Origin of the sequence: Micropruina sp. (assembly GCF_047606665.1) — a bacterium.
GTDB lineage: Bacteria > Actinomycetota > Actinomycetes > Propionibacteriales > Propionibacteriaceae > Micropruina.
On sequence record NZ_JASGEF010000064.1, the window covers coordinates 42,350 to 54,154 of the forward strand.

At 69.0% G+C, this 11,805-nt stretch carries 8 protein-coding genes and 1 pseudogene; all 9 read left to right on the forward strand.

From position 1 onward, the window contains the following. Window positions 1-170: 170 nt before the first annotated feature. A pseudogene (locus QM619_RS15895) lies at window positions 171-392 on the forward strand (IPT/TIG domain-containing protein); the annotation flags it as partial. A gap of 82 nt (window positions 393-474) precedes the next feature. Continuing rightward, entirely contained in the window at window positions 475-618 is a 144-nt protein-coding gene (locus QM619_RS15900) for a hypothetical protein (RefSeq protein WP_415110948.1), read from the forward strand. Window positions 619-786: 168 nt separating this feature from the next. Beyond that, complete coding sequence (trpB, locus tag QM619_RS15905) at window positions 787-2,025, forward strand: tryptophan synthase subunit beta (protein WP_415110975.1); 1,239 nt, start codon at window positions 787-789, stop codon at window positions 2,023-2,025. Next, window positions 2,022-2,843 carry a tryptophan synthase subunit alpha gene (gene trpA / locus QM619_RS15910; protein ID WP_415110951.1) on the forward strand — a complete coding sequence of 274 codons (822 nt, stop codon included), beginning with the start codon at window positions 2,022-2,024 and terminating at the stop codon, window positions 2,841-2,843. The genes trpB and trpA overlap by 4 nt, the downstream gene beginning before the upstream one ends. Further along, window positions 2,840-3,472: an SCO family protein gene (locus QM619_RS15915; RefSeq protein ID WP_415110954.1), complete on the forward strand. Its 633-nt coding sequence runs from the start codon at window positions 2,840-2,842 to the stop codon at window positions 3,470-3,472. Before trpA ends, QM619_RS15915 begins: the two co-directional genes overlap by 4 nt. A 132-nt stretch (window positions 3,473-3,604) precedes the next feature. Then, the gene (locus QM619_RS15920; protein WP_415110957.1) at window positions 3,605-4,279 is read left to right on the forward strand and encodes a hypothetical protein; all 675 of its coding nucleotides are present in this window, start codon (window positions 3,605-3,607) and stop codon (window positions 4,277-4,279) included. Between the two features lie 117 nt (window positions 4,280-4,396). Beyond that, window positions 4,397-5,389 carry a prolipoprotein diacylglyceryl transferase gene (lgt, locus tag QM619_RS15925; RefSeq protein ID WP_415110960.1) on the forward strand — a complete coding sequence of 331 codons (993 nt, stop codon included), beginning with the start codon at window positions 4,397-4,399 and terminating at the stop codon, window positions 5,387-5,389. Window positions 5,390-5,698: 309 nt separating this feature from the next. Next, window positions 5,699-10,219 (forward strand): glutamate synthase large subunit, encoded by a 4,521-nt coding sequence (gene gltB / locus QM619_RS15930; protein WP_415110963.1) that lies wholly within the window; start codon window positions 5,699-5,701, stop codon window positions 10,217-10,219. Then, a complete protein-coding gene (locus tag QM619_RS15935; RefSeq protein ID WP_415110966.1) occupies window positions 10,212-11,684 on the forward strand; it encodes a glutamate synthase subunit beta in 1,473 nt (490 codons plus the stop codon). The genes gltB and QM619_RS15935 overlap by 8 nt, the downstream gene beginning before the upstream one ends. Window positions 11,685-11,805 lie beyond the last annotated feature (121 nt).

The window sequence follows — 11,805 nt, forward strand, 5'->3', positions numbered from 1 at the left end:
CTCAAATCATCTGTCTGCGCCTGGGATGTCGCGGCGCTTCTGATGTCATCGACATCTTTTGCCGCCGCCCGGTGGCATCGGCCGAGCCGACCCCAGCCGCATCACCGCCGGCCGCGACGCAGGCAGCGAGTCCGGCGCAGGCACCGAGCGTCGGCGCAGCGCAGCAGTCCATGCGGGCATCCGCTCCGACGGTCACCGGGCTGTCGCCGACGTCCGGCGCGGTGGCGGGTGGCACCAAGGTGACTGTCAGCGGCAGCGGTTTCACCCACCTCACCAGGGTCACGTTCGGCGGCGTTCCGGGCACGCAGCTGAAGGTGCATTCGCGGAGCAAGCTCACCGTCACCGCGCCCAAGGGGAGGGACGGCGTGGTCGACGTGCGGGTCACCGGTCGCGATGGCACCAGCAAGCCGGCCGCATCCCGCCCGGTACACCCACGCACCGGGCTGTGCCAGGACCGTGATCAACGTCAGCGGCTTGATCACCGCAGACACCACCTGGCAGGCCGGCTGCGGCATCGTCTATCACGTCAGCGGCTCGCTCGCCGTCGTTGGACACGGGATCCCGGCGATGCGGGGCACCGTCACCAAGACGGGCGGCTTCACCTACCTGACCAGCTGATCCCCCGCGGCAGTTCAGCCGATCAAGGGGTCGGGTCTTTCGAGTGCGGGCAGCAAGCGCTCGAAAGACTCGGCCCCTTGATGTCGGTCGCCGGTCGAGAGACCGGGGCCGATCGGACGGCAGGTCGTAGAGTGGGGCGTCCGCACCCAAACCGAGAACCGAGGATCGATCGTGTCGCTACCCGATGCCGCGGGGCATTACGACATCTTCGGGGGCAAGTACGTCCCCGAGGCCCTGTACGCCGCACTCGCCCAGCTGGAGGCCGAGTTCGACAAGGCGATGGGCGATCCGACCTTCTGGCGCGAGCTGGACGACCTGCGCCGCAACTACTCCGGACGCCCCACCCCGCTGACCGAGGCCAAGCGGTTCGCGGAGCATTGCGGCAACGCGACCGTGCTGCTCAAGCGCGAGGACCTGAACCACACCGGCTCGCACAAGATCAACAACGTGCTCGGGCAGGCCCTGCTCACCAAGCGGATGGGCAAGACCCGGGTGATCGCCGAGACCGGTGCCGGTCAGCACGGTGTCGCCACCGCGACCGCCGCGGCTCTGCTCGGCCTGAAGTGCCGGGTCTACATGGGCAAGGTCGACACCGACCGGCAGGCCCTCAACGTGGCCCGGATGCAGCTGCTCGGCGCCGAGGTAGTCGCCGTCGAATCCGGTAGTCAGACACTGAAAGACGCAATGAACGACGCGATGCGCGAGTGGGTCGCACGGGTCGACGACACCCATTACCTGATCGGCACCGTGGCCGGCCCGCACCCGTTCCCGAAGATGGTCCGGGAACTGCAGCGGGTGATCTCCACCGAGGCCAAGGCCCAGGTCCTGGAGCGGTACGGACGCCTGCCCGACGCCGTGACCGCCTGCGTCGGCGGCGGGTCGAACGCGATGGGCATCTTCGCCGACTTCATCGACGATCCGACCGTCGCCCTGTACGGATTCGAGGCCGGCGGCGACGGGGTGGAGACCGGACGGCACGCGTCCGCGATCTACGGAGGCTCGGTGGGCGTGCTGCACGGCATGCGCACCTACATCTTGCAGGACTCCGACGGCCAGACCCTGGAGTCGCACTCCATCTCGGCCGGCCTGGACTACCCGGGCGTCGGCCCCGAGCACTCCTGGCTGGCGAAGACCGGACGTGCCCGCTACGAGCCGGTCACCGACACCGAAGCCATGGAGGCTTTCACGCTGCTCACCCAGACCGAGGGCATCATGCCGGCCATCGAGTCCGCGCACGCCCTGGCCGGCGCCATGCGGCTCGGCAAGCGGGTGGCCGCCAAGTACCCCGATGCCCAGCCGATCATCGTCGTCTGCGTGTCGGGACGTGGCGACAAGGACGTGGATACGGCGATCAAGTGGTTCGGCCTGGACGGCTCCGCCAACGCCACCGTGGGAGGGGAACAGTGAACGCGGGCATCTCCGGAAAGGCGTTTCAGCGCGCCATCGACGAGGGCCGCAAGGCGCTGGTCGGCTACTACCCGGTCGGCTACCCCGACGTCCCCGGTTCGCTGGACGTCCTGCGCGCCCTGTGCGGGGAGGGCGACCAGCCTGGCGCCGACCTGATCGAGATCGGCCTGCCGTATTCCGATCCGGTGATGGACGGCGTGGTGATCCAACGCGCCGGCACCCGTGCGCTGGCGCGTGGCGTCCGCACCAAAGATGTCTTCGCCGCCGTCGAGACGGTCGCGAACACCGGCACCACCGCGGTGGTGATGACCTACTGGAACCTGGTCGATCACTACGGGGTGGACGCCTTCGCTCGCGATCTGGCGGCCGCCGGGGGAGCGGGGCTGATCACCCCCGACCTGGTGCCGGACGAGGCGTCCGACTGGTTCGAGGCGTCCGACGCGCACGGTCTGGACCGGATCTTCCTGGTCTCGCCGTCGTCCACCGACGAGCGCATCGTTGCCACCGCGAACGCCTGCCGGGGCTGGATGTACGCCACCGCGGTGATGGGCGTCACCGGCACCCGCACCCAGACGTCCTCGCTCGCACCGGGACTCGTGGCCCGTGTCCGGGCGCTCGCGCCGGACACCCTGGTCGGCGTCGGTCTCGGCATCTCCAACGGCGATCAGGCCGCGGACGTCGCCGCCTTCGCCGACGCGGCGATCGTCGGTTCGGCGTTCGTGAAGCTGATGCTGGCCGCCGACGATGCCGGCACCCCCGGCGATCTCAGCGGCCTGACCACACTGCTCTCCGACCTGGCGGCCGGCGTCCGGCGATGAAGCGGCTGGCGCTGCGGGTCGTGGCCGGGCTCGCCGCGGTCGTGTTGGCGGCCTGCGGCGCGCCCGCGGCGGACATCCGCCCGGTCGGCAGCCCCTCTGCGAAGACCTACGGGGGCGCCGAGTTGACCGAGCCGTACACCATGCCCGACGTCCGGCTCACCGACTCGGCGGGGCAGCCGTTCGCGCTGCGCACCGGCAGCGACAAGCCGGTCGTGGTGATCTTCTTCGGCTATACGAACTGTCCGGACATCTGCAAGACCACACTGTCCGACCTGGCCAGCGCGCTGAACCGGGTCAGCCCGGAGGCGCGCGGCAAGATCCAGGTGCTGCTGATCACCACCGATCCGGACCGCGACACCCCCGAGGTGCTGAAGGCCTACCTGGCCAGGTTCGACCCCACCTTCATCGGGCTGACGGCGTCCCTGGACGAGATAAAGAAGGTCGCGGGCAGCATGGGCGTGGTGATCGAGGGCACCACCAAGACCGCCGACGGCGGCTACGAGGTCACCCATTCGACCCAGGTGATCGGCTTCGACGCGGCCCGTAAGGGACGCCTGGTCTGGACCCAGGGCACCTCGATCGGCACCTACAAGGACGACTTCGAGCGCTTCGTCGCTGCCCAGGGCTGAGCGATTCCGCAGGCAGACGAAGTCGGCTGGCCAGCCCTACCCGGTCTCGGCGCGACGAGGCCGCGACGCATATGGCAAACGAGCGCACCCTGCCGGAACTGTGGTCGATGCTGGACCACATCGATGCGGTCCATGACGCGTACTACCTGGTCGTCCGGCTCTGGCAGCATGTGGGCCGGGCTCGGCTACGCGCTGCTGCCGCCGCTCACCTCGGCCGCGGCGGAGGCCCGCTCGTATGCGATGGCGGTCGCCCTGGTCACCGGGGCCATGCTGGCGTTCTGGTGGGCGGTGCGCCGCCGGGGCTACTGGTGGATCTGCTACGCGCTGTTGGCCGCGGCCAGCATCTATGTCTTGCTCCACTCGGCGCTGGCCTACGTGCCGCTGGCGGTGGCGCTGATCTGGTTGCCGCCGCGAGCACGGCTCTTCGCGTCGGTGTCGACGATGGTCGCGGCCGGAATCTCGGTGCCGCTGGCGGTGCGGGTCAGCACTCACTCCGCTCAGGTGTCCTGGCTGGAGACCTACTACTACGGCTTTCCGCAGGTGGTGGCGGAAGCGTTCTTGGGGGCAGGTCGACTGGCTGTCCTGGTCGTTCCCCGGCACGGTGCAGGGCTCACCAACGTCGGTGCCGACACCGGCGACGCCTGGCGTGGCGAGGAGCTCAAGCGGCCGTCGCGGCCGGTCCGGAAGATCGCCGACCGGTTGACCTCGCTGGATCGCGTCTGGATCTTCGCCGACAAGGGATGTGGCGGCTCCCGGAAACCGAGGCGGCGTTCGCCGAGCTCGGCTTCCGTCCCACGCTCACGCTGACCGTCGAACAGGGCTACCTGGTCACCCTGGTGCTGCTGGAACGCACCAGCTGACCCGCGGCACCCGCGCACTCGGACAGACGAGGCCGTCCCGGCCTGCGCAAAGTCTGCTTCGGCGATGGGGCAGGATGGGCGGGTGGTCTTGTCGATTCCCTCCCCGCCGATCAGCGGCTGGCAGATCGGTCCGTTCTTCCTGCACATCTACGCGCTGTGCCTGATCGCGGGCATGGTGGCGGCCTGGATGATCGGCAACCGGCGCTGGCAGGCCCGTGGCGGTGCCTCCGAGCAGTTCGAGACGATCGTGCTGGTGACGATCCCGGTCGGCATCGTCGGCGCCCGGATCTACCACGTGCTGACCCACCTGGGCGACTACTTCGCGCCGGGCATCGACCCGTGGAGCGCGCTGCGGATCTGGGAGGGCGGCATCGCCATCTACGGCGCGATCGGTGCTGGCGCCCTGGCCGCCTGGCTGATGTGCCGCCGCCACGGCGTCCGGTTCGCGTCGCTGGCCGACTCGCTGGCTCCCGGCATTGCCGTCGGGCAGGCGCTGGGTCGGTTCGGCAACTGGTTCAACCAGGAGCTGTACGGGCTGCCCACCGACCTGCCCTGGGGTCTGGAGATCGACCTCGCGCATCGGGTCGCCGGCTACCAGCAGTACGCCACCTTCCACCCGACCTTCGCCTATGAGTCGCTGTGGAACCTGCTGGTCGCCTTCGCCCTGATCTGGGCCGACCGGCGCTTCCGGCTCGGCCGCGGCAAGGCGTTCGCCCTGTACATCGCGCTGTACGGCTTCGGTCGCTTCTTCACCGAGGGCATCCGGCTCGACTTCTCCTATGACACCTTCGGACCGCTCCGGTTCAACCAGGCGGTCGCCGCGCTGATCTGCCTGGCCGGCATCGCCCTGCTGGTCTGGCTGGTCAAGAAACGTCCCGGACGGGAGCCAAGCGTCGCTCTCGTCACGCCGGAGGTGCCGGTGTCCGACAGTACCGGCGAGGAAGCCGCACTCTCGGACGAGCGACCTGTCACCGAAGCAACGGACCAGGCCGGGCCGGATGGGGGAGAGAGCCCACCGACCACAGCGGAATCGCTCGGCGAGCGGGTGGACCGATAGACCGAGCGACTCGGGCTGCCCTGAGTGCGCCGACTGCAGCCGTCCGCGGCCCCCAGCCCGCCGTCACGTTACACAGGCATGAAGATCTGTTGCGCAGGTAGGTGTCTCGAGGGCTGATGCGCCAAACTTTCCGGCAAGCCCGCCGGAGGAAGTCTGCCCCCTGCTCGTCCAGGATGCAAGCAGTCGTAACCTTGCTGAAGCGTTGGCGTCTGTATGCTGCGCACGCGTGCAGCGTCGACGCCGGGCGGCGGACGCGTTTCCGCACCCCGGCTGCGACCCTGCGCACCCGGAAGATGAGGAGATCGCTCTATGGCTGAAACGTTCATGCCCGCAAGGCCCCGAGAGGGCCTGTACGACCCCTCCTTCGAGCACGACGCCTGCGGTGTGGCGTTCGTCGCCCAGCTCAGCGGGGAGGCCAGCCATGACATCGTGGCCAAGGGCCTGACCGCCCTGGAGAACCTGGACCACCGTGGCGCCACCGGTGCGGACGCCGCCGCCGGCGATGGTGCCGGCATGCTGCTGCAGGTGCCGGACGCCTTCCTGCGTGCCGTCGCCGACTTCGATCTGCCCGAGTCGGGCAGCTATGCGATGGGCATGGCGTTCCTCCCGGTCTCGCCGGTGAAGCGGGCCGGTGCCAAGCGCACCATCGAGTACATCGCCGTCGAGGAGGGTCTGGACGTCCTCGGCTGGCGGCCGGTGCCGACCGACGACTCCACGCTGAGCCCGATCTCGCGGGAGGCGATGCCGGTCTTCGAGCAGCTCTTCCTGTCGTCGCCGAACGGCGAGACCGGCATCGATCTCGACCGGCTGGCCTATCCGCTGCGTCAGCGGGCCCGCAACGAGGCCGGCGTGTACTTCGCCTCGCTGTCCGCCCGCACCACCGTGTACAAGGGCATGCTGACCACCCAGCAGCTGGCTGAGGTGTTCCCCGACCTGACCGACGAGCGCATCGCGTCCGCGCTGGCGCTGGTGCACTCGCGGTTCTCCACCAACACCTTCCCGGCCTGGGAGCTGAGCCACCCGTACCGGCTGATCGCGCACAACGGCGAGATCAACACCGTGAAGGGCAACCGGAACTGGATGCGGGCCCGCGAGGCGCTGCTGGCCAGCGAGAAGATCCACGGGGACCTGGAGCGGATCTTCCCGATCTGCACCCCCGGAGGATCGGACTCGGCGTCCTTCGACGAGGTGCTCGAACTGCTGCATCTCGGCGGACGCTCGCTGCCGCACGCGGTGATGATGATGATCCCGGAGCCCTGGGAGAACAACACCGAGATGGACCCGGCCCGCCGGGCCTTCTACTCGTTCCATTCCTCGCTGATGGAGCCCTGGGACGGCCCCGCCGCGGTCTGCTTCACCGACGGCACCCTGATCGGCGCGACGCTCGACCGCAACGGCCTGCGTCCGGGCCGTTACTGGGTGACCGACGCCGGCCTGGTGGTCTTCGCGTCCGAGTCGGGCGTTCTCGACCTGCCGCAGAGCTCGGTGATCGCCAAGGGACGGCTGCAGCCGGGCCGGATGCTGCTGGTCGATCTGGCCGAGCACCGGCTGATCGACGACGACGAGATCAAATCGTCGCTCGCCGCCGAGCACCCCTACGACGAGTGGGTCCGGCAGGGCCGGGTAAATCTGGACGACCTTCCCGAACGGCAGCATGTGGTGCACAGCGCCGCCTCGGTGCTGCGCCGCCAGCAGATGTTCGGCTACACCCATGAGGAGCTGAAGCTGATCCTGGCGCCGATGGCCAACAGTGGCGCCGAGCCGATCGGCTCAATGGGCACCGACACCCCGCTGGCGGTGCTCAGTGAGCGTCCTCGGCTGCTCTTCGACTACTTCGCGCAGCTGTTCGCCCAGGTGACCAACCCGCCGCTGGACGCCATTCGCGAAGAGCTGGTCACCTCGCTGAGCTCCACCTTCGGGCCCGAGGGGAACCTGCTGCAGCCCGGCCCGGATTCCTGCAAGCACATCGTGATCGGCTACCCGGTGCTCGACTCCGACCAGCTGGCCAAGCTGGTCCGGATCAACCGGGACGGCTCGATGCCCGCCTACGACACCCATGTGGTGCGTGGCCTCTACCCTGTGGAAGATGGTGCTGCCGGCCTCAAGGCCACGCTGGACGCGCTCTGCGAGGAAGTCACCAACTCCATCGAGCGGGGCTGCCGGACGATCATCCTGTCCGACCGGCATTCCAACGCCGACCTGGCACCGATCCCGTCGCTGCTGCTCACCGCGGCCGTCCATCACCATCTGGTCCGCGAGAAGAAGCGGAGCCACGTCGGCCTGATCGTCGAAGCCGGCGACGTCCGCGAGGTGCACCATCTGGCGCTGCTGATCGGCTACGGCGCGGCCGCGGTCAACCCATACCTGGCCTTCGAGTCGGCCGAAGACCTGGCCCGCCGCGAGTGGCTGGTCAAGGTCGATCCGGAGAAGGCGGTGGCCAATGTCCGCAAGGCGCTGGGCAAGGGCGTGCTGAAGGTGATGTCGAAGATGGGTGTCTCCACCATCGCCTCGTACACAGGCGCGCAGATCTTCGAGGCGCTGGGGCTGAACTCGGAATTCGTCGACACCTATTTCACCGGCACCACCAGCCGGGTCGAGGGGATCGGGCTGGACGAGATCGCCCAGAGCATCGCCGCACGGCACGCCCAGGCGTACCCGCCGGACCGGATCACCCTGCCGCACCGCACCCTGAACGTGGGCGGCGAGTACCAGTGGCGTCGCGAGGGCGAACCGCACCTGTTCGATCCCGAGACGGTATTCCGGCTGCAGCACGCCACCCGGTCGAAGCGCTATGACATCTTCAAGGCCTACACCGAACGGGTGAACGACCAGGCGGAGCGGCTGATGACGCTGCGCGGCCTGCTCGAATTCGCGTCCGACCGCAAGCCGGTGCCGATCGATCAGGTCGAGCCGGTCAGCGAGATCGTGAAGCGGTTCTCCACCGGTGCCATGTCCTACGGCTCGATCTCGCGCGAGGCGCACGAGAACCTGGCCATCGCGATGAACCGGCTGGGCGCCAAGTCGAACACCGGGGAGGGCGGCGAGGACGTCGACCGACTCTATGATCCCGAGCGGCGCTCGGCGATCAAGCAGGTGGCGTCCGGACGCTTCGGGGTCACCTCGGACTACCTGACCAACGCCACCGACCTGCAGATCAAGATGGCCCAGGGCGCCAAGCCCGGCGAGGGCGGTCAGCTGCCCGGCCAGAAGGTCTACCCGTGGGTGGCGAAGACCCGGCACTCGACGCCGGGCGTGGGTCTGATCAGCCCGCCGCCGCACCACGACATCTATTCGATCGAGGATCTCAAGCAGCTGATCCACGACCTGAAGTGCGCCAACCCGTCCGCGCGGGTGCACGTCAAGCTGGTCGCCGAGGTCGGCGTCGGCACGGTCGCCGCCGGGGTCTCCAAGGCGAAGGCGGACGTCGTGCTGATCTCCGGTCACGACGGCGGCACCGGCGCGGCCCCGCTCACCTCGCTGAAGCATGCCGGCGGTCCGTGGGAGCTCGGCCTGGCCGAGACCCAGCAGACTCTGCTGCTGAACGGGCTGCGCGACCGGATCGTGGTGCAGGTCGACGGCCAGCTGAAGACCGGCCGCGACGTGGTGATCGGCGCCCTGCTGGGTGCCGAGGAGTTCGGTTTCGCCACGGCGCCGCTGGTGGTCTCCGGCTGCGTGATGATGCGGGTCTGCCACTTGGACACCTGCCCGGTCGGCGTGGCCACGCAGAACCCGGAGTTGCGGGCGAAGTTCAACGGCAAGCCCGAGTTCGTGGTCAACTTCTTCGAGTTCATCGCCGAGGAGGTGCGCGAGATCCTGGCCTCGCTCGGCTTCCGCTCGATCGAAGAGGCGGTCGGTCACGTCGAGGTGCTGCAGGCCCGCAAGGCCATCGACCACTGGAAGGCGAAGGGGCTCGACCTGGAGCCGATCCTGCACTGGGTCGACACCGACGGTCCGCTGCACCGCATCACGGTGCAGGACCACGGCCTGGACGCCAAGCTCGACATGAAGCTGATCGAACTCGCCCAGCCGGCGCTGACCCGCGGCGAGCTGGTGCGCGCCGACCTGTCGGTGCGCAACGTGGACCGCACGGTCGGCACCATCCTGGGCCACGAGGTGACCAAGGCGACCCGCGGCAAGGGGCTGCCCGAGAACACCATCGACCTGACCCTGCGCGGCACCGCCGGGCAGAGCTTCGGTGCCTTCCTGCCGGCCGGCATCACCCTGCGGCTGGTCGGCGACTCCAACGACTACTTCGGCAAGGGGCTCTCCGGCGGACGTCTGATCGTCCGTCCGGCCGAGGATGCGGCCTTCGTCGCCGAGGAACACATCATCGCCGGCAACGTGATCGGCTACGGCGCCACCTCGGGCGAACTGTTCATCCGCGGCAAGGTCGGCGAGCGGTTCTGCGTCCGGAACTCGGGTGCGACCGCCGTCGTCGAAGGTGTCGGCGACCACGGCTGCGAGTACATGACCGGCGGCGAGGTGCTGATTCTCGGCGGCACCGGACGCAACTTCGCGGCCGGCATGTCCGGTGGCGTCGCGTACGTGCTCGACCTGAACCGCGACCGGCTGAACACCGAGATGGTCGATCCGCTGGAGCCGACCGAGGCCGACCTGGCCCGCATTCGGCAGCTGTTGACGAAACATGCCGAAGAGACCGGGTCCGCCGTCGCCGAGCGGCTGCTGGCCCTCGACGACCTGGCGACGAGATTCACCACCGTGCTGCCGCGTGACTACGCCCGTGTGCTGGCGGCGCGGGCCGAGGCAGAACGGGCCGGACTGGACGAGGTGGCAACAACCGCGATGATGATGGAGGCCGCGCATGGCTGACCCCAGGGGTTTCATGACCACACCGCGCGAGGTCGCGGAGCGGCGTCCGGTGGCAGAGCGGGTGCACGACTGGAAAGAGGTGTACCCGGAGTCGCCCGGCAAGGCGGTGCTGCCGATCATCACCAAGCAGGCCGGACGCTGCATGGACTGCGGCATTCCGTTCTGCCACTCCGGCTGCCCGTTGGGCAACCTGATCCCGGAATGGAACGACCTGGTCTGGCGCGACGACTGGCGCGGCGCGACCGAGCGGCTGCATGCCACCAACAACTTCCCCGAGTTCACCGGACGGCTCTGCCCGGCTCCGTGTGAGACGGCGTGCGTGGTCGGCATCAACCGCGACCCGGTGACCATCAAGAACGTCGAGGTGGCCATCATCGACCGGGCCTGGAGCGACCGCCGGGTGACCGCGGAGACTCCCGAGTGGCACACCGGCAAGACGGTGGCCGTGGTCGGCTCCGGGCCGTCCGGGCTGGCCACCGCCCAGCAACTGACCCGTGCGGGGCACACCGTGGTGGTCTACGAGCGGGCGGACGCCATCGGCGGCCTGCTGCGCTACGGCATTCCCGAGTTCAAGATGGAGAAGGCCGTCCTGGACCGCCGGCTGCGCCAGATGCGGCTGGAAGGCACCGTGTTCAAGACCGGACGCCGGATCGGTGGCGAAGGCGAGTTGACCGGCGAGCAGCTGCTGGACCGGTTCGACGCCGTGGTGCTGGCGATCGGTTCGACCGTGGCCCGTGACCTGCCGGTGCCGGGCCGCGAGCTGAACGGCATTCATCAAGCGATGGAATTCCTGCCGCAGGCCAACCGGGCCGCGCTCGGCCAGGAGGTGCCCGACCAGATCACCGCCACCGGCAAGCACGTGGTGATCATCGGCGGCGGCGACACCGGCGCGGACTGCCTCGGCACGTCCATTCGCCAGGGCGCGAAGTCGGTGACTCAGCTGGAGATCCTGCCGATGCCGCCCGAGCAGCGTCCGGCGAACCAGCCGTGGCCGACCTACCCGATGATCTTCCGGGTCTCGTCGGCTCACGAAGAGGCGGGGGAGCGGGTCTACGCGGTTTCGACCAGCGAGTTCATCGGCGACGACAGCGGCAACGTGGCAAAGCTGCGGCTGTCCGAGGTGGCGTTCAGCAACGGTCGCTTCGAGCCGGTGCCGGGCACCGAGCGCGAGATGCCCGCCGAGCTGGTGCTGCTGGCGATGGGCTTCGTCGGTCCGGAGAAGACCGGTCTGGTGGAACAGCTGGGGGTCGATCTCGATCCGCGCGGGAACATCGCTCGGGACGCGAACTACGCCACCTCGGTCCCGGGCGTCTTCGTCGCCGGGGACGCCGGACGCGGCCAGTCGCTGATCGTCTGGGCGATCGCCGAGGGCCGTTCCTGCGCCAATGGCGTGGATGCCTACCTGCAGGGCAGGTCCCGGTTGCCGAAGCCGATCCTGCCCACCGAGCGTCCATTGATGGCCTAAGGAACCGCTGATCAATCATGTCCCGGCTGCGGCGCACCCGGACGGGCGATCTGCGGCCCCCAAATCTTGCGCCGTACGTCCAGTACGCCCACAAGATCTGGGGGCCGCAGCTCATCCCGCC

Bases quoted from the DNA above. Each gene is read 5' to 3' on its own strand.
- lgt (WP_415110960.1), top strand. From the start codon at position 4,397: ATGGGGCAGGATGGGCGGGTGGTCTTGTCGATTCCCTCCCCGCCGATC.
- QM619_RS15915 (WP_415110954.1), top strand. From the start codon at position 2,840: ATGAAGCGGCTGGCGCTGCGGGTCGTGGCCGGGCTCGCCGCGGTCGTG.
- QM619_RS15935 (WP_415110966.1), top strand. From the start codon at position 10,212: ATGGCTGACCCCAGGGGTTTCATGACCACACCGCGCGAGGTCGCGGAG.
- QM619_RS15920 (WP_415110957.1), top strand. From the start codon at position 3,605: ATGACGCGTACTACCTGGTCGTCCGGCTCTGGCAGCATGTGGGCCGGG.
- gltB (WP_415110963.1), top strand. From the start codon at position 5,699: ATGGCTGAAACGTTCATGCCCGCAAGGCCCCGAGAGGGCCTGTACGAC.